Source organism: Streptomyces sp. SAI-135, assembly GCF_029893805.1.
Lineage (GTDB): Bacteria > Actinomycetota > Actinomycetes > Streptomycetales > Streptomycetaceae > Streptomyces.
In genome coordinates this window covers 1342439-1365952 of the sequence record NZ_JARXYP010000002.1, presented here as the reverse complement: position 1 = coordinate 1365952, position 23514 = coordinate 1342439, and the positions used below count along the sequence as shown (strand labels likewise).

Genomic DNA, 23514 nt, shown 5'->3' with positions numbered 1-23514 from the left:
GCGCACGGCCGTTCCGACACGGTGCGCGGACGTCCCGCCGGACGTCCGCGTCCCCCGCGCCGAAGGTCTTGGCGGAGACCAGGGGTCACACCGACCGGTGGTACTGGTCCGGGACATGCACGTCCCCGCCCAGCTCGCGGGCCGCGTGCCGTGCCCAGGACGGGCTTCGCAGCAGCTCGCGGCCCAGCAGGACCGCGTCCGCCTCCCCGTTGGAGAGGATCTTCTCGGCCTGTTCGACCTCCGTGATGAGACCCACCGCGGCCACCGGGAGGCCGGCCTCCGCCTTGACGCGGGCGGCGAAGGGCACCTGGTAACCGGGGCCTACCGGGATACGGACGCCCGAGGCGTTGCCGCCGGTGGAGACGTCCAGGAGGTCGATGCCGTGGGCCCGGAGATCGTGGGCGAAGCGGACGGTGTCGTCCGGCGTCCAGCCGCCCTCCGCCAGCCAGTCGGTCGCCGAGATGCGGAAGAAGAGGGGCTTGTCGTCGGGCCAGACCTCGCGCACCGCGTCGACGACCTCCAGCGCGAAGCGGGTGCGGTTCTCGTACGAGCCGCCGTACTCGTCGGTGCGGTGATTGCTGTGCGGGGAGAGGAAGTTGCCGATCAGGTAACCGTGGGCGCCGTGGATCTCGGCGACTTCGAAGCCGGCGGCGAGGGCGCGCCGGGCCGCGTCCGCGAACTGCCCGACGATCTCCGTGATCTGAGCGGCCGTCAACTCCGTCGGCACCGGGTGCGACTCGTCGTAGGGCAGTGCGCTCGGCCCCAGCGGCTGCCAGCCCAGCGCGTCCGGGGCGAGCGGCGCGCCGCCCTTCCAGGGCTGGTCGGTGGAGGCCTTGCGGCCGGCGTGGGCGAGCTGGATCCCCGGCACCGTGCCCTGGGAGACCAGGAAGCGGGTGATGCGCCGGAACGCCTCCACCTGGGTGTCGTTCCAGATGCCGAGGTCGTAGGGGGTGATGCGGCCCTCGGGGCTGACGCCGGTGGCCTCGACGATGATCAGGCCGGTGCCGCCGGCCGCGCGTGCCGCGTAGTGCGCGAAGTGCCAGTCGTTCGGGGCGCCGGTCCCGGGGCCGTCCGGAACTGCCGAGTACTGGCACATCGGCGGCATCCACACCCGGTTCGGGATCGTCACGTCGCGGAGGGTGAAGGGCTCGAAGAGTGCGCTCACGGCGGGCTCCATTCGTCACGGGACCGGTGGTGGTCGACTCGTACGATAGGCATCGTAGTACGTCGGATGTCAAACTACGAGAGGTCTCGTACAATGGGGGTTCCCGAGGCCGGTCCCCGTGTCCGTATGCCCCCCCGGGAAGCCTGGAGAAGTGGAGCCGCCGTGACCTCCCCCGCCGTCAGCAGTCGTGCCCTTCCGCATCCGGAGCGCGGCGAGATCCGGCTGGAGGGCGTCCTGCATGCCCTCTCCGACCCGATGCGCCTGCGGATCGTGCGAGAGCTCGCCGCGGTCAGCGACGAGCTCTCGTGTTCGCACTTCGACCTGCCCGTCACCAAGTCGACGACCACCCACCACTTCCGCGTGCTGCGGGAGAACGGCGTGATCCGGCAGATCTACCGGGGCACGGCCAAGATGAACGGCCTGCGCCGGGACGACCTAGACGACCTCTTCCCGGGGCTTCTGGACAGCCTCCTCGATGCCGCCGCCCGCCAGGCCGTCCGGCTCGGGAGCGACTGAACCACCCTTGGACGGCAGGTGGTTGAAGAGCAGGTTCAGCACGATCGCCGTCAGACAGCCCGCGCTGATGCCGCTGTTCATCACCGTCTGGAACCAGTCGGGGAACTTCTCGTAGAGCGTCGGCACCCCGACCGGCAGCACACCCATGGCCACCGAAACGGCCACCACCGTCAGGTTGTTGTTCCCCCGGAAGTCCACCTGGGCGAGGGTCCTCACTCCGCTCGCCGCGACCGTCCCGAACATCACCAGGCCGGCCCCGCCCAGCACCGGCGCGGGCACCGCGGCGACCACCGCGCCCAGCTTGGGCAGCAGGCCCAGCAGCACCAGGATGCCGCCGGCCGTGGCGACGACCCAGCGGCTGCGCACCCGGGTCATGCCGACGAGGCCCACGTTCTGGGCGTACGCCGTGTACGGGAAGGTGTTGAAGACGCCGCCGAGCACGGTCGACAGGCCGTCGGCGCGCAGACCGTCCGACAGGGAGCGCGGCTCGACGCGGCGGTCCGTCATCTCGCCGACCGCGATCAGGTCACCGGTCGTCTCGGTCATCGTCACCAGTGCCACGACCAGCATCGACACGATCGCCGAGAACTCGAACGCGGGCGCCCCGAAGTGGAACGGCGTGCTGATGCCGACCCAGTCCGCGTCCGCGACCCCACCGAAGTCCGTGAACCCGAACGGGACGGCCACCGCCAGGCCCACCACGATGCCGATCAGCACCGCGATCCGGCTCAGGAACGCGGGCGCGAACCGCTGCACACCCAGCACCACCGCCAGCACGAAGACGGCCAACGCGATGTTCCTAGGCGCCCCGAAGTCCGCCGACCCGGCGCCGCCGGCCACCCAGTTGCCCGCGACCGGCAGCAGGGAGATGCCGATGATCAGGATCACCGTGCCCGTGACCAGCGGCGGGAAGAAGCGGAGCAGCTTGCCGAAGACCGGCGCGAGCAGCATGATCGCGAGTCCCGCGACGATGACCGAGCCGTAGATCGCCGGGAGTCCGCCGCCGGTCGTGCCGATCAGGACCATGGGGGACACGGCCGCGAAGGTGCAGCCCTGCATGATCGGGAGCCGTACGCCGAAGCGCCAGAAGCCGATGCACTGGATGAGCGTGGCGATACCGCACACCAGCAGGTCGGCGGTGATCAGGTACGCCAGGTCTGCCGGTGACAGCTTCATCGCGCCGCCGACGATCAGGGGGACGGCCACGGCGCCCGCGTACATCGCGAGGACGTGCTGGAGCCCGAAGGCGGCCAGCTGCCGTACCGGGGGGACTTCGTCCACGGGGTGCACAGGGGTGGTTTGGGACATGTCCGAGACCGTAGAGGTCTTGAACAGTTTGTTGATTTCGGGGGTGTTGCCGCTTCGTTGCCCGGTACGGGAGGGCTGCGGCCGGCCGCCCGGTCGCTCGCGCCCCTAACGCGCGCGGCCGTGCACCGCGTCCATCAGGGACTGCCAGTCCGGGAGTTTCACCACGCCCCGCCCCAGCGAGGCGCCGAGCTCCGCTTCCGCTCGTTCGATGGCGCACCAGCCCGCCCACTCCACCGGTGCGAGCCCCGCCGCGCGCAGCGCGTCGAGCGGATCCTCGCGCAACTCTGCGTGTACGAGCGTGGAGGCGTCCTCGAGCAGCGAGGTCACCGTCTCCTTGGCGTCCGGGCGGTTGGTGCCGATCACACCGGTCGGGCCGCGCTTGATCCAGCCGGCCACGTACTCACCCGGAACGACGGAACCGCCGCGCACCACACGGCCGCCGACGTTGGGCACCGTGCCGCTCGCCGCGTCGAACGGCAGCCCCTCCATCGGTACACCCCGGTAGCCCACCGAGCGCAGCACCAACTGGGCCTCGATCTCCTGGAACTCACCGGTGCCGCGTACGCCGCCGTGCCCGTCGGGCAGGGTCCTCTCGAAGCGGACCGCGCCCACGCGCCCGCCGTCGGCGAGGACTTCGACGGGGCGCAGGAAGAAGCGCACCGAGATCTGGCGGGATGACGGCTGTGGTCCGGCGGCCGCCCAGCCGCGCAGCACCTCCACGTTCCGCCGCAGCGGGGCCGGCAGGGCGGAGGGGTCGAGGTAGCCGGGGTCCAGCGCCAACTCCGCCGCATCGACGGCCACTTCGGTGTCCGGAAGGGATCCCAGCTCGCGCAGCTCCTTGGTGGTGAAGCGGGCCTGGGACGGGCCCCGCCGGCCCACCATGTGCACCTGCCTCACCCGGCTGGCCGCCAGCGCGGTGAGTGCCGGGTGCGGGATGTCCGTCGGGCTGAGCTCGGTCGTCCCGCGCGCCAGCATCCGGGTCACGTCGACGGCGACGTTGCCCAGGCCGATGACGACCGCCGACCGGGCGCCGGCCACGAAACCGTCGGCCGTCGAGTCGGGATGCGCGCTGTACCAGGAGACGAACTCCGTCGCCGACCAGCTGCCCGGCAGCTCCTCGCCGGGGATCCCCAGATGCCGGTCGGTGGCGGCGCCCACGCAGTACACCACGGCGTGGTACAGCTCGCGCAGCCGCGCGGCAGGCACTCCGTCCGGCCCGATCCCGACACCGCCGAGGAAGCGCACCCGCTCGTGCTCCAGGATCGTCCGCAGGTTGTTCTGGAGCGATTTGATCTTCTCGTGGTCCGGTGCCACTCCGTAGCGCACCAGGCCGTACGGGCACGGCAGCCGGTCCAGGACGTCGACGAGCACCTCGGGGTCCTGCTGGACGAGGCTCTGGGCGGTGTAGCAACCGCTGGGCCCGGAGCCGACGACGGCGACACGCATGCCTCCAGGATCGCACCGCCGCCGCTCCGCTGACAGGGTGCCGCGCGGGGTACGCACGCGTGTCCGTTCGTATGGAATGTGATCATGCGGTTACGTTGCGTGTGTGCTAGAAGCATCCTTTCTTAATCTTTCTGGTCGTTGTCCGACGGACGGCAGCGTGTCCGTGTGGCCCGCGTGGGAAGTGCGGGAGGAGGCCGGCGCGACGGCCTGGTGCAACGTCCGGCTGGTCTTCTCCGACGGTGCACGGGTCGACGCGCTCGCCGTGGTGGCCCAGGAGGGCGTCTGTCTGGAGGACGTACGGGCGGCGCCCGCCCTGTCGCTGGACGACATGGGCGCGCTCGCCGACTGGATCGAGGGGCCCGTGCTCGCGGCGTGCGGCAGGCGGCCCGAGGCGGGGACCGACGGACCGGGGCCGCGTCGCGCCCGCCCGGCCTGGCCCCGCGGCCTGGAGGGGCGGTGGCAGGTGGCGCAGGAGTACCGGGCCGCCCAGGAGGACGGCGTCGACCCGGTCCTCGCCGTCATGTGCGCGACCGGACACAGCCGCCGCAAGTCGCTGCGGCTCATCTCCCAGGCCCGTGACGCGGGCTTTCTGACGCCACGTCACGCGCGGCGCTGAAGTGACCGGCGGGCGCGGGCGGTTCAGCTTGTCGTTTGCGGTTCCCAGTCCGAAACGGGACTCGAACTAGGGCGCTCACCTGGGCATTCGCCGGACGGATGAACGGCCCGGGCTTGATCGTGAGTGCGCTGCAACAGCTGGTTAAGCGGACAGCGTTCGCGACGCTGTCACGCTTCCGGACGGAGTTCTACGAGTGCCGGAGCGGACGCGGGGACGCGTTGTCCGAGCTGGCTGACGCTTTGCTATGTACGGAGGGGCCGGTGCGGACGCTGGTGGACCTCGCGTCGGCGCCCGAGCATCGTCGTGGCCACGGCGCTCACGGCCGAGGAAGCAGGAGCTGGGCTCGCCGATCTACTGCACCGGCTGCACTTGGTTCCCGGACAACGTGATGATCACCTCGGGCAGGCCCGTGGTGATCGACTGGCGCAACACCGAGGAAGGGCCACCCGGACTGGGGGATGTCGGCCCTGATCCTGGCGCAGGTCGCTGTCGGCAACACGGCCCTGGCGGCGCTGGCCCGGGCAGTACTCGCCTCGGCCGACCCGCCGATGAACGAGAGCGAGACGTATCTTCTCGATGAAGCCATGGAGTTGCTACTTGAGCTAACGCCCGCCCGACCTTGAACGACAAGCTGAGCTCGCCGTTCAAGGTCTGCCGTCGAACGGGCGCGAACTTACGGCCGCGCCCCCTCCCCACCCGGTGGCGGACCGAATCTCCCGCCGAGGACTTTCGGCGTACGCCGAAACCGATTGGCGCCGCAACGCGGCCCAGGTGAGTCTTCTCGGCAGGCCCGGCCCACCCGGCCGGACCACCACCGACAGAGACGGGGAACTGCCATGCCCACCTCGCGTTCACTGCGGTTGCTCGGCGCGGCGGCCGGCGGCCTGTCGCCCATCGCACCGGACGCGGCCCACCCGGCCGCCGTGGGCCACGGCGCCGGCGCCAGTCCCGACAGGCGGATGTCCCGCGCTGCGCCGGTGTGCGGCGGCAACGTCCTCGACCGTACGAAGCGGTACTGAGCCATGTTCCGATGGAGCAGATGGCGTTCCGTAGCAGTGCTGTGTGCCGTGGCCATGGCCGTGACGACCGTCCTGCTCAGCCCTTCGGTCACCGCGGCAGCGAACGCGGCGACGGACGCGGCGTCGTCCGCGCCACGTGACGCGGCCGGTGTCACCGTGCCGGCCGGTGTGACGGCGGGAGTCGCCGTCTTCGACCGGCAGACCGGCACCTTCACCGAGCAGCTGAACCCGAACATGCAGTTCCGGTCGGCCTCCGTGGTCAAACTGCTGATCGCGCTGGACTACCTCTGGAACCGCGGCCCGGACTACCAGATCCCGTCCGGTGACCAGGCCAAGTGGAACTTCATGCTGCGCAGCAGCGACGACGACGCGGCCAGCGAATTCTGGGTGCGCAACGGCGAGGGCTCGATCGTCACCCGGATGGCCCGTGAGCTGTCCCTCTCCAGCAACACGACCCCACCGCCGGCCGACCAGGACGGCATGTGGGGCTACACAGCCTTGACGGCCGCGGACACGGTGAAGATCTACCGTTACCTGTTGGACACGGCGCCCGCCCGCGTCCGCGAACTGATCATGGGCAATCTGAAGCAGTCCACACGCTGCTCCGCCACCGACCACTTCGACCAGCACTTCGGTATCGCGGGCGCCTTCGACAAGCCGTGGGCCGTGAAACAGGGCTGGTCGGGTTTCGGTGACATCGAGCAAGGTACGTGCCGCCCCGCCACGTCGGCCCTCAACGGCAAGGCAGCGTCCGTCGACCTGACGAAACCGGCGCTGCACACGACCGGGACGGTGGGTGCCGGTGACCGCTCCATCGTGGCCGTCTACACCCTGCACGACGTCGGCACCTCGTACGGCAAGGCGTACACCGACCTGGGCAGGCTGACCCGTTCGCTGAACGTTCCCGGTGGCGTACGACCGGCGGGCACGTGGTTCGGCACCTGGAGCTCCGGTGTCAACGTCCGCCCCGAGCCCGACACCACGCGCGACCCGCTCCTCCAGCTCCCCGCCGGGGTCGAGGTGCTGGTCGGCTGCCAGACGCGAGGGGAGACCGTCTCGGTCCCGCCCTACACCAACGAGTGGTGGGCCTATCTGCCTCAGTACGGGGGCTATGTCAGCAACATCTACATGAGCAGTCCGGACAACCAACTGCCCGGCGTCGCGCAGTGCTGAGCAGTGCATCACGGCGCTGCGAAGGGCCTGCGGGAAGAGCCGGGCAGGCACCCGGCACCTTTCGGTCGAACTCGAAAACCCATGAGAAAAGGACAGGTGGATGACCAGGACCAGGAAGTATCTCTCCCTCTCGATGGCAGCCCTCGCCCTGACGGCGGGCGGTGTGATCGCCGCCCCTTCTGCCAGTGCCGCTGCCAGCGCCGAGTGCGGAGTCCGGGCGAGCGACGGCCGGCTGTGGTGCGGGAACCAAGCCCCCGCCATTCTGCGCTCGGGCGCCTACCACGAAGCGAACATAACGGGGCAGCTCTACTCCACCTTCAGCTGGTTCGACTGCTGGACCTATGGTGGACTGCACGGCGGCGGCAACACCACCTGGTACCACACCAAGGGTGACTGGACCGCTCCTGGCTACGACGGGTGGGGCTACGTCCCGGCCGACTGGGTCAACACACCGTCCTCGTTCGACGCCGATCCGAGCGCGCGCGGTCTGCGGCACTGCTGAGAGCGGCACTGCCGAGCTCGCCGGACCACTCCTTGATGTCGTCGGCCTCGTCCACGAGACCGACGACATCGTCGTCGTGGCGTCCCATGTCGGCGACCCGTTCCCACGACGCGTTCCTGGCGGCCGCCGGGCCTCTCGTGCGTGCCTGACCGAACCGTGGTCGAGGACGTGGACGCCGATGCTGCCGTAGGAGATTCCCGCCGACACCGCGCCGCACTTCAGCGGCGTGGCGCAGTGGCAGCAGCCCCGGCCCGCGAGCTTCGATCCCTCGCGGACCAACTCGACAACTCGTACTGAGCGAGTTCAGGCACGATGTCACACGGCAAGTTCAGAGCATGTTCCGCATCCGATTGATCTCGCTCGTCTGCTGCGCCACCACGTCGTCCGCCATCTCCTCGATCCGGACGTTGTTGCCCTGCCCCTTCACCTCCGTCGCCATGGTGATCGCCCCTTCGTGGTGAGTGATCATCAGGGTGAGGAAGAGCTCGTCGAAGGCCTTCCCCTTCGCCGCGCGCAACTTCTTCAGTTGAGCGTCGGTCGCCATGCCGGGCATCGTCGCGTGCGCGTGACCCTCGCTCCTCTCGGACTGGCCGTACTCCTTCAGCCAGGCCCGCATCGCCTCGATCTCCGGGCCCTGTGCGGCCGAGATCCGCTCCGCGAGGGCCTTGAGCTTCGCCGACTCGGCGCGCCGCGGGGCCAGTTCGGTCAGTTCGAGTGCCTGGGCGTGGTGCGCGATCATCATGCGCGCGTACGAGACGTCCGCGGAGTTGGGGGTGTCGTCGTCCAACCGCTGTTCCTCGGCGTCCTGGGCGGACATCGTGCGGTTCGCCTCACCGGGCTTGCCGGGCACCAGCACCGAAGGCCCGGTCGCCGGGGCGGACTTGGGGTCCGCGCCGGAGTCGCAGCCCCCGAGGGCCAGGGCTGCCAGTACGGCCAGGGTGGCCGTCGCGTACGGCGCACGGCGGAAAAGCACAGTGGTCACCCGCGTTCCTTTCATGACGAGTTCGTTGCCCCCTGTTGATCTGTGCATGGTGAAGACGATACTGCGGTGACGCGTGCACCGTTCCACATGAACGGCACAGGGAGGAAACAGTGATCCTGTTGAAAGAGTCCCGAACCCGGCACAGACGTCTGGGAGTTGCCGCGGCCGCCGCGGGTCTCCTGGCAGCGCTGCTGACCGCCGGCCCCGCCGTCGCGACCCCCGACCCCGGGGACAGTCCGACGGCGGGCAAGGAGGTCTCCAAGAGCACCGAGGCCGAGGTGAAGGCGGCGATCGCCGACGGCGGGATACCCGGCCAGGACGAGATCGTCCACTCCGACAACATCCAGCACCTCGTCAACGTCCCCAAGGACGCACTGCCCGGCACCAATTCGGACCTGGCCTTCCAGGGCAGGTACGCCTTCTCCGGGAACTACGACGGCTTCCGCATCTTCGACATCAGCAACCCGAAGGCCCCGAAGACCGTCGCCCAGGTGCTCTGCCCGGGCTCGCAGAACGACATCTCCGTCTCCGGCAACCTGCTGTTCCTGTCCACCGACTCCTCGCGCAGCGACAGCAGTTGCAGCAGCACCACCCAGCCCGCCACCGAGAAGTCGTCGTGGGAGGGCATGAAGGTCTTCGACATCAGCGACAAGCGGAACCCGAAGTACGTCGCCGCCGTCGAGACCGCCTGCGGCTCGCACACCCACACGCTGGTGCCCGAGCGCAGGAACGTCTACATCTACGTCTCCTCGTACTCCCCGAACGCCGCCTACCCCGACTGCCAGCCCCCGCACGACGGCATCTCGGTCATCAAGGTGCCGCGTAACGCCCCCGAGAAGGCGGCCGTGGTCGGCTTCCCGGTGCTCTTCCCGGGCGAGGGCCCCGACGGCGGCGGCAACCCCGGTTCGCCCACCAACCCGGGCGTCTCCAAGACCACCGGCTGCCACGACATCACGGTGCTCCCCGACGAGGACCTGGCGGCGGGTGCCTGCATGGGCGACGGCATCCTGTTCTCCATCAAGGACCCGGAGAACCCCAAGGTCATCGACCGCGTGCAGGACAACGTGAACTTCGCGTTCTGGCACTCGGCGACCTTCAACCAGAGGGCGAACAAGGTCGTCTTCACCGACGAGCTGGGCGGCGGCGGCGCGGCCACCTGCAACGCGGAGATCGGTCCGAACCGCGGCGCCGACGGCATCTACGACATCGTCGGCAAGGGCGACAAGCGCAAGCTCGTCTTCCGCAGCTACTTCAAGATCCCGCGCTACCAGGCGGACGTCGAGGTGTGCGTGGCCCACAACGGCTCGCTGATCCCGGTCAAGGGCAGGGACATCATGGTCCAGGCCTGGTACCAGGGCGGTGTCTCCGTCTGGGACTTCACCGACTCCTCCAAGCCCAAGGAGATCGGCTACTTCGAGCGCGGCCCGGTCACCACCGAGCGGCTGACGACCGCCGGCCCCTGGTCGGCGTACTACTACAACGGCTACATCTACTCCAACGACATCGCCAAGGGCTTCGACGTGCTGAAGCTCAGCGACAAGCGGACGGATCCGGCCAGGAAGGTGCGGCTCGGCGAGCTCAACGTGCAGACGCAGCCGGACTACTTCGACTGATCCGCGGCCTCCGGGCCCGTCTCGAAGAAGCGCGACAGATCTTTGTCGTACGTCCCGTCGGGTGCCTCGGTGCCCGGCGGGACGCCCTGCTCCCAGTCGAGGCGGTAGCGGGTGAACAGCTCGGAGCGCAGGGTCGCGATCGGCAGCGGGACGTTCGGCAGGACCATCGCGTACACCGCGCCCATGAGCTGCGAGCGCAGCATCGGGTAGTCGGTCTCGACCGTCTGCGAACCGTGCCGTTCCATCGTGTCCCGCAGCAGTTCGGCGAGGCGCTGCTGCTCCGGGCACTGCACGAAGCCGTCGGTGTCCAGCAGGCCCGCCATGTGCTGGCGCATCAGCACGGTCCGGTCCCGCGCGAGGCCCAGGATCGCGTCGATGGCCCGGGCCATCCGCTCCCGGCCGTCCTCGGTGCGCGGTTCGCGCTCCAGCGCCTCCTCCAGCGTGCGGTGCATGAGCCGGTGCACGGCGGACTGCACCAGCTGTCGCTTGCCGGGGAAGTAGTACGAGACCAGCCCGCGTGCCGAACCGGCGCGGTCCGCGATGTCGCCGAGGGTCGTCGCCTCGTACCCGCGCTCGGAGACCAGTTCGATGGCCGCCTGCAGGAGCCGCTCCCGGGAACGACGGCGCAGCTCTTCGTTGACCGAGGCGCTGCGCGGGGACATGCTGTAACTCCTGCGTTGACTGGCTATCAGCCAACTATACTCAGTGCGTCCGGACCGGCCCGAAAAAGGCCTGGTCGGGGCTGCCGCCTGCTCTGGGCGACGCGGGGGATCGTCCAGGGTGGGCGAGCATACTCCCCGATGGTGTCCTCAGGCGACCTTCTTGGCGGGGTGACCCCCCGGTTTTCGGACACTTTTATGCCACGGGGGAGGGGGCCGGCCGGGGCGTCCGGCGTGGCGCTCAGCCCACCAGGTCGAGTACCGGGCGCAGCGCGTCGGGCCGCTGCGCCGCCGGCAGGTGGTCCACGAAGTGCACCCCGCACCCCAGGGCCGCCGCCCCGCCGTCCGCCCGCCGGTCGTCGCCGACCATCAGGACGTCCCGGGGTTCCACCGCGAGCGCCGTGCAGGCCGCCTCGAACAGCCGGGGGTCCGGCTTCTGGACGCCGTGTTCGTACGACAGCACATACGCGTCGACGTACCGGTCCAGCCCGTGCGCGCGGAAGACCGGGCGCAGGTCCCAGCCGATGTTGCTGACCACGCCCACCTTGGCCCCGCGCTCGCGCAGCGCGCGCAGCACCTCGGCGGCGTCGGGGTACGGCCGCCAGGCGGCGGGGAGCATGTGCCGGTCGTACAACGCGTCGTGCAGGGCGGGGTCCGGCAGCGTCACGAGTCGCGAGAGCCCGGTGTACGCGGCCCGGTGCAACTCGGCGCTCTCGTCGCGGACCCCCCACACGGCGGCGAGCGCGTCCGGCATCGGCACCCGGGGCGCCGTCCCGCCCGGCAACGCCCCCACGTGCTCCAGCTCTCGCGCCGTCCGTGTCAACTCGGCCTCGGCCAGCGGGAGTTCCGCCTCGTCGAGGACGGCCCTCAGCCAGGACTCGGTGGACTCGACGCGGAAGAGGGTGCCCGAGAAGTCGAACAGGACGGCAGTCATACGGTGATCCTAGGGGCCGTCGTTCAGCGCCGGTACCGCTGCTGGACCGTCACCGCCAGGGTCACGAGCATCGCGCCGAGGAGCCAGCCGCCGAGGACGTCGGTGGGCCAGTGGACGCCCAGCCAGATGCGGGTCAGGCCGACGCCCACGACGGAGATCACGGCGAGTGCCAGGGCCGTGCGCCACAGGGCGCGGCCCACGCCGTAGTGGTGGAGGAGCCACAGGAGGAGGCCGCACACGACGGTGGCCGTCAGGGCGTGGCCCGACGGGTAGGCCGCGAAGTGCGCGGTGTCGACGGGGTCGGGCCAGACGGGGCGCTTCCGGCCGACCGCGGCCTTCAGGGCCTGCTGTACCAGTGTGCCCAGCGCACATGTGGCCACCAGCCATACGGCAATCCAGCGGGCATTGCGCCGCCACACCAGCCAGACCGCCGCGACCGCCGCCAGCAAACGCATCGCCCAGGGGTCCCAGACCCAGTCCGTGAGGATGCGGAAGGCGTGCGTGAGCCCCGGTTCGTCGACCGCCCAGCGATGGGTGGTGTCGGCGATGTCGCCGTCCACGGTGAGCAGGGGGTGCCACCTGGCCACCACCAGGACGAGCAGCAGCGCCGAGCACAGCGCGAGGACACCGGTGGCACGGGCGGCGGTCCGGTGCTCCGGCGGACGGGGCGGCGAGTCGACGGAGGGGGTGTGCATACGGTGATCCTCGCCGACCGGTGCGGGCCGGGGCGAATTCCGGGAGGAGCGCGGCCTGAACCGCCCGTCGTCCGGGGCGGCGGTCATGGTCGGCTGTGCGGGATGGGGGGCATGGTCCTGCCGGGTTCCCTGCGGGCCGGGGGTGTATGCACCGAGGGCCTGCCATTGCTGTGCTCGGGTGTGTCGGTGGGAGACCGGTGTGGGGCCGGACCGACCGAACGGGACTGCCGACGGGCACGCTCGGCGGCTGCGGCTCCGTGTCGTGGCGCTGAACTGCAAGAGCGGGCGCTGTCATCCCTCGGCCATGGACCCCCGTCGAGCAACGCAACGGCACGGAAAGGGAGTTCGGCCGCCCCCGCGCGCACCCCCGCACGTCACAGCGTCAGCAGCATGGCCACCATCGCGATGCCCATCGACAACCGGCACACGCGCGAGAGTTCAGGGCGGTCGCCCCAGCCGACGGTGCCGCCGCCGGCGGCGGTCACCGGTATCAGGCGGGCACCGGACAGCAGGACGTATCCCGTGAAGTAGAGGAGCAGCACGCCCGTCAACGCGGGGACTCCCGAGCCGCCGTGGTGTCCGGGGGAGGCCGCCATCACGACCGCCATGTAGACCATGGCGCCCGCCCCCACCAGGTGATGCAGATGACGGGTGCTCGTGCGCGCCGCCCACAGCGCGCGCAGCGCCGCGCCGCCGAACACCGCCGCGCACAACGGCCAGGCCCACGCCGGTGGCGTGAACACGGCGGCCGGTACGGCCATCGCGGCCATCCCGAAGCCCATCAGCGCCTCACCGCCCGCGGCCCGGCGCTGTTCCTCGACGGTGCTGCGCATCCGCAGCAGGCAGTACGCCCCGGTCGCCGCGCACAGCGCGACCAGCAGCCAGCCGGGCGAAGCCGGTCCGTGCACGCCCACCTCCCCGCTCGACGGTCGGTCAAGCCATGCCCGGGCCACGCGGCGCGCAATCGAGCGCAAGGGTGTACGCGGGGGAGCGTGTGGCGGAGCACAGCAGGTCAGGGTGACGGAACAGATATCGTTTACGGGTAAAACACCTGCTAACGTATTGGCTCATGAGCAGTGCGACCCCCCATTCCGACACCCCGCGCGACACCCCGCGCGTACGCCGGCTCCCCCTGGCCGGCGTACTGCGCCTCGGCAGGCCCTCCGACATCTGGTTCAAGCCCGCCCTGAGCGTGGTCGTAGCGGTCGCCCCGCCCAACCTGACCCTGCTGGCCCTCGGCCGCCTCGACCTGGCGATGTACACCATGGCCGGGTCCCTGTGCGCCCTCTACGCCCACAACCGGCCCTACGCCGCCCGGGCCCGCGCCCTGGCCTGGGTGGTGCTCGGCATGGTCGCCGGTCTCGGGGCCGGTCTGCTCGCCGCCTCGCTCACCGGCAGCGCGGTCGTGCTGGTCACCGTCGGCGCGCTGGTGGCGGCCGTGCAGAAGGCGCTCTGCGACGCGACCCGGATCGGCCCGCCGGGACATGTGGTCCTCACCTTCATCAGTTCCGCCTCCCTGTTCGCCCCGCAGACCCTCGCCCAGGTCCCCGGCCACCTCGCCCTGGCCCTCGCGACGGGCGCCTGGGCCTGGCTGGTGGGCATGGCCCCCGGCGTGTTCCGTCCGCACGGTCCGGAGCGGCGGGCCACCGCCCGCGCCCTGGACGCGGCCGCCGTGTACGCCGGGAACCCCGGCTCCCGGGCGAGCGCAACCGCCCACGCCGCCGTCCAGGCCGCCTGGCAGACCCTCCTGTCGGCCGGTGCCCGTTCCGGCACCCGGCGCGCCCTGGAACGCCTCGTCGTGCGCGCCGAGGTCGCCCTCGCCGCCCCGGCCGACGCGGACCCGGACCGCCTCCGCACCTGGGCCCGCGACCTGCGCGGCACCGCACCGGTCCCGCAGGCGCCGGACGACGACGAACTCCTCGGCGTGGAGATCCAGCTCGCCGCCCCCGCCCACCCGGTGTGGCCCGTGCTCGCCCCGATCGCCGTACGCACCGCCGTGGGGTGCGCCCTCGCCGGTTACGCCTCCCTCGCGCTCGGCGTCGGTCGCCCCTACTGGGCCCTGGTCACCGCGGCCTCGCTCTACCAGGCCAACGTCACCCTCACCTGGAGCCGGGGCGTCCAGCGGGTCGTCGGCAACGTCGTCGGAGTGCTGGTGTTCGCCGCCGTCGTCCCGCTCGCCCACCTCGGGCCCGCCGCGCTCGTCCTGTGCTGCCTCGCCCTCAACTTCGGCGCCGAGGCGCTCATCGCCCGGAACTACTGGCTCGGCAGTGTCTGCGTGACCCCCATGGCCCTGCTCATCACCGAGTTCGCCGGACATCAGGAGCCCGGCCGGCTGATCACCGAGCGGGTCCTGGACACCCTCGTCGGAGCGCTCGTCGGATTCGCCGCCGCCGTGGCCGTCACCAACCGGCGCGCGGGCGACCGGGTGGAGCAGTCGCTGGCCGCCGTGGAGCGCGCCCGGGAACACACCGCCCGCCTCCTGTCCGAGCCGCACCCCGCGCCCGGCGCGCTCGACTCCGCCCGCCGCGCCCTCGCCACCGCCCTGGTCGACCTGAGGGCCTGCGTGGAGGCCGCGTCCGGCGAATGGTGGCAGCGCGCCCTGCCCCAGGAGAGGGTCGTGCGCACCGAGCAGGCCGCACACCGTACGCTCGCCGCGACGATCCGGTACCACAGAGCGGAGGACGAACGCCCATGACGGCACCGAACGGTCGACCGGCGGACCCGACGAGACACGACACCGTCGCCGCCGTCGTCCGGCAGTGGCAGACCGTCCACCCGGGCCTCGACACCGGCCCCATGGAGATCATCGGCCGCGTCAACCGCTGTGCCGCCCTCCTCCAGCAGGCCGAGGACGCCCCGCTGCGCCGGGCCGGGCTCAGCCGCCCCGAGTTCGACCTGCTGGGCGCCCTGCGCCGCACCGGCCACGAACTGACCCCCGGCGACCTGGCCCGCGAGACCTTCTCCTCCGGGGCCGCCGTCACCAAGCGCCTCAAGCAGCTCACCGAACGCGGGCTGGTGGAGCGCCGGGGCGACACCCGCGACCGACGCGTCGCCCACGTCCGGCTCACCGAGGCCGGCCGAGAACTCGTCGACGGCATCCTGCCCGAGCAACTGGCGTACGAGACGGCCGTCCTGTCCGTCCTGACCCCCGAGGCGCGGGACGAACTCGCCGCGCGGCTGGGAGAGCTGCTCGGCCGGCTGGAGGGCAGCCTGGGCGTGCTGCGCGCCTGACCCCGCGACCTGCGGTTTCGGACGTTTCGGAACCCGCTGCCTGTTGACGGGGTCCGTTCGCGCTTCCTACGTTCGTCCCGGTCGATGCGGATCATCGACTGTCGTACGGAATGTCGAACGAAGGATGGATGCCGTGGCTGCCGAAGGCCCCGCCCGAGAGAAGCTCACCATCGACCTCGGCACCGAGACCGGCCCCTTCCACGGGGGAGCGAGCGGCACGCTCTACGGACTCTACGGCGACGGAGTGCCCAGCCGTGTCGTGGTCGAGGGCATGTACCCGCGGACGGTGACGACCAAGGCCCAGGACGGCATCCAGCATCCGGGCGGCGACGCCCTGGAGATCCTGCCGCCCTTCGTCGCGGCGGGCGGCAAGGACGTCTACGTCTACCTGCCCGACTTCTACCGGGGTTTTCCGTACGAGTGGCCGGGTGCCACCGGTGCCGAGCGGCTCGCCGGGCACCTGGACGTGATCCGCCGTCAGGTCGAACTCGTGCAGACCCTGGGGGAGTTGAAGTCACACGTCGTGTACGTGCCGTTCAACGAGCCCGAGGGCAACATGTTCGGCGAGGGCAAGTGGAGCTACGACGGGGTCGACTGGCGGACCGGACCCGGCCCGTACTTCGCCGCGTGGGAGGCCGCCCACCGCCTCATCAAGGGCCTCGACCCGGACGCCCGGGTGGCCGGACCCAACACCTGTGCGCTCTACCCCGAGGTCAGGGACTTCCTGGAGTTCGCGAAGGCGCACGACGTGCTGCCCGACATCGTCACCTGGCACGAGCTGTCCTCGCCCGCCGAGGTCCGCACCGACATCGCCAAGTACCGTGAAATGGAACGCGCGTTGGGCATCGGTCCGCTGCCCGTCAACATCAACGAGTACGCGCACAACTACCACGTGTCGGTCCCCGGTCAGATGATCCAGTGGATCGCCGCGATCGAGGAGTGGAAGGTCGACGCCGACCTCGCCTACTGGAACATCGCCGGCAATCTCAACGACTCGGCGGTGGAGGCGAACAAGGCCAACGGCCAGTGGTGGCTCTACAACGCCTACGGACAGCTGACCGGGAACACCGTCCGGGTCCTCGCCCCGCACCCCGACGTGCAGTACACGCTGCAGGGCGTGGCCACCCTCGACCGGGAGAAGCGCCAGGCCAGAGCGCTGTTCGGGGGTGCGGGCGGTACCGCGGACATCGAGTTCGACGGCGTCTGCGCGGAGGTGTTCGGGACCGTGGTCCACGCGCGTGCCGTGGAGATCCCCTGGACCGGACAGGTGGGTTCGAGCGCACCGCCGTTGCGGCTGCGGGACGAGGAACTCCCGGTACGGGACGGCAAGGTGACGCTGACCCTGGCCGGCCTCGACGCGATGTCCGCCTACCAGGTGATCCTGTCTCCGGGCGGCAACGGAGCCGCGGCCCTGCCGCCCGCGGTGCGCTGGAGTCGGACGTACGAGGCCGAGGACGCGGCCTACACGGGCGGCGGTTACTCGAAGAACGGGCCCGAGGGCTCACCGTCCGCCGTCGACCGGTTCGCCACCTCCGGCGGCTACCACGTGGGCGGGCTGCGCACCGGCTCCGACGGTGTGCTCGCCTTCGACGTCGAGGTCCCGCGGGACGGGACGTACGACCTGATGGTGTTCGCGGGCTCCCACAACCTCGCCGACCTGGTGCGCGAGCAGGGTCCCACCAACGTCTTCCTGCGCGTGGACGGCGAGGACCCGCGCGAACTGCGGCTCCCGCTCGGCTACAAGCGGGCGGTGTGGGGGCACACCGACACCCGGGTGGAGCTGACCGCGGGCCGCCACCGCGTCACCCTCGCGGCCCGGGACCCCGACCTCGGGGTCACCCAGGGCGACGCGGCCGTCGACAAGCTGGACGTCGTGCTGCGCGAGGAGGACGAGACCGCCCTGTACGACGCCGAGTTCGCGCACCTCGGCGGCGGGGCCCGGGTCAGCCACGCGCACCGCGGTGCCTCGGGGCCCGGAGTCGCCGTGCTCCCGCGGGGCGGCACGGTCACCTTCTGGGCGTACGCGGACGACGACGGTGAGGCCTCCGTGACCGTCGACGTGCTCGGACCCGGGGAGGGCGTGGTGAGCGTCAACGGCGAGGAGGTCGGACGCGTCGAGCGCGGCGCCGTGCCGCTCTTCCTCGCCGGAGGCGTCAACAAGGTCACGGTCACCGGGACTTCGGACCGGCTGATCGTGGACCGGCTGCGGATCGCCCCCTCGCGCGGTCTGCTGCCCAGCACCGCCTACGCGGCCGAGGAGGGCGTCCTGACCGGCGCGGCCAGGGTGAGCGGACACCCGTACGCCACGGGCGGCAAGGCGGTCGACGGCGTCGGCGCCGGACCCGCGAACGCACTCACCCTCACGGTCACGGCGGACCGCGCCGGACGCCACGCGCTGACGATCCGCTACTCCAACGGAGAGCAGCCCCCGTCCACCCACTACAACCCGGACCCGGTCTGCCGCCACGCCGACGTCCGCGTCAACGGCGGCCCCGCGCGGCGCGTCCTGTTCCCCACCACCTTCCACTTCAACAACTTCTGGAACCTGTCCGTACCGGTCACCCTGCGCCCCGGCCTCAACACGGTCACCTTCACCGCCGACGAACTCCCCGACTTCGCCGGCGACACCACAAACGCGTACGGCCGACGCTCCGCCCACGCCCCCGTCATCGACCAGGTCACGGTGACCCCGCTCGCCCCCACGGAGGCCGACGCGCGCTGACTCCGTGGGCCGCTCGGTCCCCCCAGGGTTCCGGGTCACCCCCGGCGGGCCGGTGCCGCCAGCTTGCGCAACCGGCGCCAGTTCAGCCGGGGGTGGGCCGCCGGCACGCCCGGCCGCTTCCGCGGGACGCGCACGCGGAGCGCCCCGGGCGCGATACGGCAGTGGACCGGCGTGGGCAGCACCAGGGCCTCGCCGTCGACGCCGACCTCGATCTCCGGACGGTCGGCGTCGACCACCACTTCTCGTGCGGACAGGACGGCGAGACCCTCCGGATCGGGGTCGAGCAGCAGTGCCGCCGCCTCGGCCGCGCTGTCCACCCGGACACCGAGGATGCCGAGCAGCCCGGAGTCGAGCCGCTCGCGGCGGCCGAGGCCCACGGGGTCCCCGGTGCGGTAGGCGTTGTTGCTCACCAGCACGGCCTGCGGGCCGTCGATCGTGGTCGCCTCGATCCGCGCGGTCAGATGCGGACCGCGCTGACGGGTGAGCAGATCGGGCAGGAGCTCCAGGGTGGTGCCGATCTTGTCGTCGCGGTAGGCGGGACTCTGGACGACCGCCGCGTACGCGCCGAACGAGGCGTTGTTGACGAACGGACGGTCCGCCACGAAGCCGAGGTCCACCCGCAGTTCCACCCCGTCGGTGAGCGCGTCGAGGCAGGTCGCGGGGTCGGTGCGGTCGAGGCCGAGGTCCATGGCGAAGTGGTTGCGGGTGCCGGCGGAGATGACGAGGAAGGGCAGGTCGTGTTCCGCGGCGACGGCGGCGACCAGCGCCTGGGTACCGTCGCCGCCCGCGACGCCGAGCAGGTCCGCGCCCTCCGCCACGGCCGCCCGTGCCAGCGCGGTCACGTCCTGGTGCTGCTGCGGATCGAGCAGCACGACCCGTGCGCCCAGGCGTTCGGCCTTCTCCCGCAGCCGGAACTGCTCGACCTTGCCGCCCCCGGAGCGCGGGTTCATGATCAGCACGGGCCGTCGCACTGACCGCGCCCGGTGCTCCTTCATACGTTTCGGACGGGTGCCGGTACTGCGCAGCGCGTACCGCCCGCTCCACACCGCCACGCTCCACAGCACCGGTGACAGCAGCAGCACCCACCCGAGGGTGACCACGAACAGCACGAGGACAAGGACGGGGACGACGACCGCGAGCCCCGCGGCCAGCCAGCGCTCCGGTCCGCGCCGGGTCAGCGTCCACCACAGGGCCGCCGCCGTGACGGCCGCGCCCGCGAGCCCGGCCGCCAGCAGCAGAACGCCGCCGAGGCCGCCGTGCGCGAGGGGGAGCAGGACCGCGAGGGCGGCCGCTGAAAGGGACGTTCTGGCGGCCCATCGCTGTCTTCGCCAGGCCGGGGCGTCCAGGTCCACGCTCATGTGCTCCTCCACTGCTCGACGCCCTGGGGCCACGACGGTCGGCGGAGCATATCCGAGTCGGCGAACGGGACGGCGTCGCGCGGGGTGCGGTCAGGTTCAGGACCGCTACCGGACGGCGTCGCGCTCTGTGCGGTCAGATTCCGGGCCGGTACCGGATCGGGTGGTCCGCCGGCACCTCCACCAGCACGATCGGTGTGCCGTCCGGGTCCGCCACCCACATCTCGACCAGCCCCCACGGCTCCCGCACCGGCGGCCGCACGATGTCGACGCCCTTGGCGCGCAGTTCCTCGTGCGCCGCGGTGACGTCCGCGACCTGGAGCCAGAGCCGGACGTCCGCGGCGGGGGGAGCGTCGGAGCGTCCGGAGAGCTCCAGGAAGCCGCCGCCGAGGAAGTACACGGTGCCCCGCTCCGGTCCCGTACCGAACTCGCGGTACACCGCCAGGCCCAGCTGGTCGCCGTAGAAGACTCGGGAGCGCTCCGGATCCGTGGGCCGCAGCAGGACGCGGCCGCTCAGTACGTGCACCATGCGGGCGAGCCTATCCGGGGCGTTACCCTCGTCCGTGCCCGAGTCGTGCCCCCGAAGTGGAGATGCGCCCCATGGAGACCACCGCCGGCCTCACCTTCCGTGACGCCACCGACGCCGACGTGGACGCGCTGGTCGCGCTGGTCGAGTCGGCGTACCGCGGGGACGACAGCCGGGCCGGGTGGACCACCGAGGCGGACATCCTGGAGGGACAGCGGACGGATCCGGAGGGTGTGCTCGCGGTCATCAAGGCGCCCGACAGCCGGCTGCTGACGGTGGAGCGCGACGGGCGGGTCGTCGCCTGCTGCCAGCTCGAACACCGGGGCACCCACGCCTACTTCGGGATGTTCGCGGTCAGCCCCACGCTCCAGGGCGGCGGCCTCGGCAAGGTGATCATCGCGGAGGCGGAGCGGATCGCCCGGGAGACCTGGGGCGTCACCGAGATGCACATGACCGTGATCTCGGTGCGTGAGGACCTCATCGCCTGGTACGAACGGCGCGGCTACCGCCGTACGGGACGGATGACGCCCTTCCCGTACGGCGACGAGCGCTTCGGTGTCCCGCAGCGCGACGACCTGCAGTTCGAGCTGCTGGTCAAGCCGCTGGTGTGACGTTCCTGCCGTGCCTTTCGTGCTGCACGCGGCTCACGCGGTGAAGCGGCCGGTGCGTTTGATCTCCGGGTAGTCGGTCGTCGCGCCGTCCAGTTCCAGGGCGCGCACCAGCCGCAGATGGTCCTGGGTGTTCACCACCCAGCCGATGATCTTCAGGTCCGCCTTGCGGGCCGCCTCGACGACCTCCAGGGTCAGCCGGCGGATGTTAAGGCACGCCGTCCCCGCGCCGGCCTCGACGGCGCGCTCCACGATGTCGGGGCCGAAGCGGCTGCCGATCAGCGCGGTCCGTACGCCGGGCACCAGGCGGCCGATCTCGGCGATCGCCTCGTCGTGGAACGAGGACACCTCGACCCGGGAGACCAGGTCCCGGCGGAGCATGACCTCGGCGAGCGCACGGGCCGCCGCGATGTCCTTGATCTCTGCCTGGAGGGGCGAGCGCACGGTGTCCAGGACTTCCTCGAACTCCGGGACGCGTTCCCCGCGGCCCGCGTCCAGGGCGCGCAGTTCGGTGAGGGTCTTCTCGGCGATCGGGCCGGTTCCGTCGGTCGTGCGGTCCACGTGGGTGTCGTGCATGACGACGAGGGCGCCGTCCTTGCTCAGGTGCAGATCGAGTTCGATGACGTCGAGGCCGGCCTGCTGGGCGGCGACGAAGGAACGGAGGGTGTTCTCGGGTTCGGTACCCATGACTCCGCGATGACCGATGGTAAGGAAGTTCAAGGTTCAACTCGCTTCCGTCGACGGCGGCTCGGTGCAGAGCCGCAGCCTAACGGCTACGCCGTGTGATGGACCCGTGCGGACGCGAGCGATCGCGGTGACGGGTGGGGGAGCGAGAACTGATACCCGGAATCGCGGCGTTCAAGGCACTCGACAGGAAAAAGTTCGGTGACCATTGGGGTGCGCAGGATAACTTCCCGTGACCGCTCTTGCTGGACGGAAGCCCGTATGTATACGGTCTCCATACGCGAGGTTCTCCCGTGGAGGATGGGACATGACGGAAATTCTTGTGCAGGCGGCTTCGGGGGACCAGGTTCCTCCCGTGACCAGGGTGGTGGAGCACCCGGCATGGCCGGTGCTCAAGGATGCCGTGGAGCGGATCAGGCCCTGGCAGTCCAAGGACGGGTCGATCGACTTCGACGCCGAGGGCGCCCCCGTGCGCGCCGACGCCGAGGCCGCCGTACTGCGTGTCGCCGAGGCGGTGCAGGAGCTCTCGCCGCTGCTGCCGCACGACGCCGACTACCACGCAGCCCTGGTGAAGGACCTCAGGCGCTGGTCCGAGGGCGGCTTCGAGGTGCCCGACTTCCTCGACTCCCTGCTGGCCTTCCAGCCCGCCGCGAACCGCGCGGACGGCCTCCAGCACCTGGTCGTCTTCCCCATGTACACGCAGAACGGCAACCCGGACCGCAACCTGGAGGCGGTCGTGCTGCGCATGGTCTGGCCCGAGTGGCTGGCCGAGCTGGAGCGCACCCGCTACGACAACCCGCTGTTCTGCGGCATCAAGTTCGAGGACTTCACGGCCGGTTACGACACCAACTCGGCCGTCCTCTTCCCCGAGACCATCGCCGTGCGCGAGGCGCCGGAACGATTCTCCTGGGGCGGTATCTTCTGCGACCGCGAGGCCGCGCGCTTCCGCCGGGTCACCGACGCCGCCGTCGACATCCTCGGCCTGGAGCTGCCCGAGGACATCGCCGCGATGGTCCACGACCAGAAGCGCTGCGAGGAGGCCTTCGTCCTGTGGGACATGGTCCACGACCGCACCCACAGCCACGGCGACCTGCCCTTCGACCCCTTCATGATCAAGCAGCGCCAGCCGTTCTGGATGTACGGCCTCGAAGAGCTGCGCTGCGACCTCACCGCCTTCAAGGAGGCCGTGAAGCTGGAGGCCGACGGCGTCCCGCAGGCCCGTGACGTGCAGTACGCGGTCCTCTTCGACCGCATGTTCCGCTTCCCGGTCACCGGCGAGCGCGTGCGCAACTACGACGGTCTCGGCGGCCAGCTCCTCTTCGCCTACCTGCACAAGCACGACGTCGTCCGCTGGACCGACAACAAGCTGTTCATCGACTGGCAGCGCGCCCCGCAGGTCACCAACCAGCTCTGCGCAGACATCGAGCAGCTCTACCGCGACGGCATCGACCGCCCGAAGCTCGTCCACTGGTTCGCCGGCTACGAGCTCGTCTCCACCTACCTCGCCCCGCACCCGGGCTCCAAGTGGGCCAAGGGTCCGGACGCTCTCGACCTGTCCCAGCCGCCCCGGAAACTCGTCGATGACGTGCTTCCGGACGAGTTTCCGCTGAGCATGTTCTATGAGGCCCTCTCCAAGAAGCTTCGCCATGTGATCGCCTCGACCCGGGGCATCACGGCGCAGAACGCCGAGCGGGCCGCCGCGTGAGCGAGCGCGGCACCGGGAACACTGCACAGGCCGTCGCGGCGGCTGCACAGGAGGC

Annotated in this window: 23 protein-coding genes and 1 pseudogene; 13 read left to right on the top strand and 11 right to left on the bottom strand. The window is 71.0% G+C overall.

Translation table 11 applies throughout. The annotated features are described in order from the left end of the window. Window positions 1-85: 85 nt before the first annotated feature. A complete protein-coding gene (locus tag M2163_RS10560; protein WP_280893843.1) occupies window positions 86-1165 on the bottom strand; it encodes an NADH:flavin oxidoreductase/NADH oxidase in 1080 nt (359 codons plus the stop codon). A gap of 162 nt (window positions 1166-1327) precedes the next feature. On the opposite strand from M2163_RS10560, the gene M2163_RS10555 reads away from it, so the two are divergent. Continuing rightward, on the top strand, window positions 1328-1681 hold the full coding sequence (locus M2163_RS10555; protein ID WP_280853043.1) for a helix-turn-helix transcriptional regulator: 354 nt from the start codon (window positions 1328-1330) through the stop codon (window positions 1679-1681). On the opposite strand, the gene M2163_RS10550 is transcribed toward M2163_RS10555, so the two are convergent. Next, window positions 1601-2989, bottom strand: coding sequence for a nucleobase:cation symporter-2 family protein (locus M2163_RS10550; protein WP_280893842.1), 1389 nt, complete (start codon window positions 2987-2989; stop codon window positions 1601-1603). The two genes, M2163_RS10555 and M2163_RS10550, sit on opposite strands and share 81 nt — an antisense overlap. Before the next feature lie 105 nt (window positions 2990-3094). Next, entirely contained in the window at window positions 3095-4435 is a 1341-nt protein-coding gene (locus tag M2163_RS10545) for an FAD-dependent oxidoreductase (protein ID WP_280853045.1), read from the bottom strand. A gap of 157 nt (window positions 4436-4592) precedes the next feature. Between M2163_RS10545 and M2163_RS10540 the strand changes: the two genes are divergently transcribed. From M2163_RS10540 to M2163_RS10515, 6 genes and pseudogenes are all read left to right on the top strand, one after another. Then, window positions 4593-5051, top strand: coding sequence for a DUF6214 family protein (locus M2163_RS10540; protein WP_280853046.1), 459 nt, complete (start codon window positions 4593-4595; stop codon window positions 5049-5051). 98 nt (window positions 5052-5149) lie between these two features. Continuing rightward, window positions 5150-5368, top strand: a pseudogene (locus M2163_RS10535) (transposase); the annotation flags it as partial. Between the two features lie 141 nt (window positions 5369-5509). Then, window positions 5510-5674: a hypothetical protein gene (locus tag M2163_RS10530; RefSeq protein WP_280893841.1), complete on the top strand. Its 165-nt coding sequence runs from the start codon at window positions 5510-5512 to the stop codon at window positions 5672-5674. Between the two features lie 213 nt (window positions 5675-5887). After that, window positions 5888-6070, top strand: coding sequence for a hypothetical protein (locus M2163_RS10525; protein WP_280893840.1), 183 nt, complete (start codon window positions 5888-5890; stop codon window positions 6068-6070). A 54-nt stretch (window positions 6071-6124) separates the two neighbouring features. Beyond that, entirely contained in the window at window positions 6125-7243 is a 1119-nt protein-coding gene (locus tag M2163_RS10520) for a hypothetical protein (RefSeq protein WP_280893839.1), read from the top strand. 100 nt (window positions 7244-7343) lie between these two features. After that, window positions 7344-7745 (top strand): hypothetical protein, encoded by a 402-nt coding sequence (locus tag M2163_RS10515; RefSeq protein ID WP_280893838.1) that lies wholly within the window; start codon window positions 7344-7346, stop codon window positions 7743-7745. 328 nt (window positions 7746-8073) lie between these two features. On the opposite strand, the gene M2163_RS10510 is transcribed toward M2163_RS10515, so the two are convergent. Then, window positions 8074-8742, bottom strand: a complete 669-nt coding sequence (locus M2163_RS10510) for a DUF305 domain-containing protein (RefSeq protein ID WP_280854269.1) — start codon at window positions 8740-8742, stop codon at window positions 8074-8076. 95 nt (window positions 8743-8837) lie between these two features. Here M2163_RS10510 and M2163_RS10505 point away from each other — a divergent pair, with 95 nt between their 5' ends. Next, window positions 8838-10340 carry a hypothetical protein gene (locus tag M2163_RS10505; protein WP_280853051.1) on the top strand — a complete coding sequence of 501 codons (1503 nt, stop codon included), beginning with the start codon at window positions 8838-8840 and terminating at the stop codon, window positions 10338-10340. Here the strand turns inward: M2163_RS10505 and M2163_RS10500 are convergent. The 4 genes from M2163_RS10500 to M2163_RS10485 form a co-directional block, all read right to left on the bottom strand. Further along, window positions 10328-11002, bottom strand: a complete 675-nt coding sequence (locus M2163_RS10500) for a TetR/AcrR family transcriptional regulator (RefSeq protein WP_280853052.1) — start codon at window positions 11000-11002, stop codon at window positions 10328-10330. The genes M2163_RS10505 and M2163_RS10500 overlap by 13 nt on opposite strands. Before the next feature lie 238 nt (window positions 11003-11240). After that, the gene (locus tag M2163_RS10495; RefSeq protein ID WP_280893837.1) at window positions 11241-11933 is read right to left on the bottom strand and encodes an HAD-IA family hydrolase; all 693 of its coding nucleotides are present in this window, start codon (window positions 11931-11933) and stop codon (window positions 11241-11243) included. A gap of 23 nt (window positions 11934-11956) precedes the next feature. Beyond that, window positions 11957-12628 (bottom strand): phosphatase PAP2 family protein, encoded by a 672-nt coding sequence (locus M2163_RS10490; protein ID WP_280893836.1) that lies wholly within the window; start codon window positions 12626-12628, stop codon window positions 11957-11959. 374 nt (window positions 12629-13002) lie between these two features. Further along, window positions 13003-13536 (bottom strand): DUF5134 domain-containing protein, encoded by a 534-nt coding sequence (locus tag M2163_RS10485; protein WP_280853055.1) that lies wholly within the window; start codon window positions 13534-13536, stop codon window positions 13003-13005. 161 nt (window positions 13537-13697) lie between these two features. Between M2163_RS10485 and M2163_RS10480 the strand changes: the two genes are divergently transcribed. From M2163_RS10480 to M2163_RS10470, 3 genes are all read left to right on the top strand, one after another. Continuing rightward, a complete protein-coding gene (locus M2163_RS10480; RefSeq protein WP_280893835.1) occupies window positions 13698-15323 on the top strand; it encodes an FUSC family protein in 1626 nt (541 codons plus the stop codon). After that, window positions 15320-15859: a MarR family transcriptional regulator gene (locus M2163_RS10475; RefSeq protein ID WP_280853057.1), complete on the top strand. Its 540-nt coding sequence runs from the start codon at window positions 15320-15322 to the stop codon at window positions 15857-15859. The genes M2163_RS10480 and M2163_RS10475 overlap by 4 nt, the downstream gene beginning before the upstream one ends. Before the next feature lie 124 nt (window positions 15860-15983). Then, window positions 15984-18581 carry a cellulosome protein gene (locus M2163_RS10470; protein WP_280893834.1) on the top strand — a complete coding sequence of 866 codons (2598 nt, stop codon included), beginning with the start codon at window positions 15984-15986 and terminating at the stop codon, window positions 18579-18581. Between the two features lie 35 nt (window positions 18582-18616). Here the strand turns inward: M2163_RS10470 and M2163_RS10465 are convergent, their stop codons facing one another. Together M2163_RS10465 and M2163_RS10460 are read right to left on the bottom strand one after the other, a co-directional pair. Beyond that, on the bottom strand, window positions 18617-19939 hold the full coding sequence (locus tag M2163_RS10465; protein WP_280893833.1) for a diacylglycerol kinase family protein: 1323 nt from the start codon (window positions 19937-19939) through the stop codon (window positions 18617-18619). Between the two features lie 133 nt (window positions 19940-20072). Then, the gene (locus M2163_RS10460) at window positions 20073-20465 is read right to left on the bottom strand and encodes a glyoxalase superfamily protein (protein ID WP_280853060.1); all 393 of its coding nucleotides are present in this window, start codon (window positions 20463-20465) and stop codon (window positions 20073-20075) included. 71 nt (window positions 20466-20536) lie between these two features. On the opposite strand from M2163_RS10460, the gene M2163_RS10455 reads away from it, so the two are divergent. After that, window positions 20537-21073 (top strand): GNAT family N-acetyltransferase, encoded by a 537-nt coding sequence (locus M2163_RS10455; protein WP_280893832.1) that lies wholly within the window; start codon window positions 20537-20539, stop codon window positions 21071-21073. A gap of 33 nt (window positions 21074-21106) precedes the next feature. Here M2163_RS10455 and M2163_RS10450 read toward each other — a convergent pair whose 3' ends face one another. Further along, window positions 21107-21790: a glycerophosphodiester phosphodiesterase family protein gene (locus M2163_RS10450; protein ID WP_280893831.1), complete on the bottom strand. Its 684-nt coding sequence runs from the start codon at window positions 21788-21790 to the stop codon at window positions 21107-21109. Between the two features lie 271 nt (window positions 21791-22061). Here M2163_RS10450 and M2163_RS10445 point away from each other — a divergent pair, with 271 nt between their 5' ends. Continuing rightward, window positions 22062-23459 (top strand): DUF6421 family protein, encoded by a 1398-nt coding sequence (locus M2163_RS10445; RefSeq protein WP_280893830.1) that lies wholly within the window; start codon window positions 22062-22064, stop codon window positions 23457-23459. Window positions 23460-23514 lie beyond the last annotated feature (55 nt).

Excerpts from the sequence above, each read along its gene's own strand:
- M2163_RS10460 (WP_280853060.1), bottom strand. The coding sequence starts at position 20,465 with ATGGTGCACGTACTGAGCGGCCGCGTCCTGCTGCGGCCCACGGATCCG.
- M2163_RS10495 (WP_280893837.1), bottom strand. The coding sequence starts at position 11,933 with ATGACTGCCGTCCTGTTCGACTTCTCGGGCACCCTCTTCCGCGTCGAG.
- M2163_RS10550 (WP_280893842.1), bottom strand. The coding sequence starts at position 2,989 with ATGTCCCAAACCACCCCTGTGCACCCCGTGGACGAAGTCCCCCCGGTA.
- M2163_RS10520 (WP_280893839.1), top strand. The coding sequence starts at position 6,125 with ATGGCCGTGACGACCGTCCTGCTCAGCCCTTCGGTCACCGCGGCAGCG.
- M2163_RS10545 (WP_280853045.1), bottom strand. The coding sequence starts at position 4,435 with ATGCGTGTCGCCGTCGTCGGCTCCGGGCCCAGCGGTTGCTACACCGCC.
- M2163_RS10490 (WP_280893836.1), bottom strand. The coding sequence starts at position 12,628 with ATGCACACCCCCTCCGTCGACTCGCCGCCCCGTCCGCCGGAGCACCGG.
- M2163_RS10455 (WP_280893832.1), top strand. The coding sequence starts at position 20,537 with ATGGAGACCACCGCCGGCCTCACCTTCCGTGACGCCACCGACGCCGAC.
- M2163_RS10525 (WP_280893840.1), top strand. The coding sequence starts at position 5,888 with ATGCCCACCTCGCGTTCACTGCGGTTGCTCGGCGCGGCGGCCGGCGGC.
- M2163_RS10445 (WP_280893830.1), top strand. The coding sequence starts at position 22,062 with ATGACGGAAATTCTTGTGCAGGCGGCTTCGGGGGACCAGGTTCCTCCC.
- M2163_RS10465 (WP_280893833.1), bottom strand. The coding sequence starts at position 19,939 with ATGAGCGTGGACCTGGACGCCCCGGCCTGGCGAAGACAGCGATGGGCC.
- M2163_RS10475 (WP_280853057.1), top strand. The coding sequence starts at position 15,320 with ATGACGGCACCGAACGGTCGACCGGCGGACCCGACGAGACACGACACC.
- M2163_RS10510 (WP_280854269.1), bottom strand. The coding sequence starts at position 8,742 with ATGAAAGGAACGCGGGTGACCACTGTGCTTTTCCGCCGTGCGCCGTAC.
- M2163_RS10530 (WP_280893841.1), top strand. The coding sequence starts at position 5,510 with ATGTCGGCCCTGATCCTGGCGCAGGTCGCTGTCGGCAACACGGCCCTG.
- M2163_RS10500 (WP_280853052.1), bottom strand. The coding sequence starts at position 11,002 with ATGTCCCCGCGCAGCGCCTCGGTCAACGAAGAGCTGCGCCGTCGTTCC.
- M2163_RS10470 (WP_280893834.1), top strand. The coding sequence starts at position 15,984 with ATGGATGCCGTGGCTGCCGAAGGCCCCGCCCGAGAGAAGCTCACCATC.
- M2163_RS10480 (WP_280893835.1), top strand. The coding sequence starts at position 13,698 with ATGAGCAGTGCGACCCCCCATTCCGACACCCCGCGCGACACCCCGCGC.
- M2163_RS10515 (WP_280893838.1), top strand. The coding sequence starts at position 7,344 with ATGACCAGGACCAGGAAGTATCTCTCCCTCTCGATGGCAGCCCTCGCC.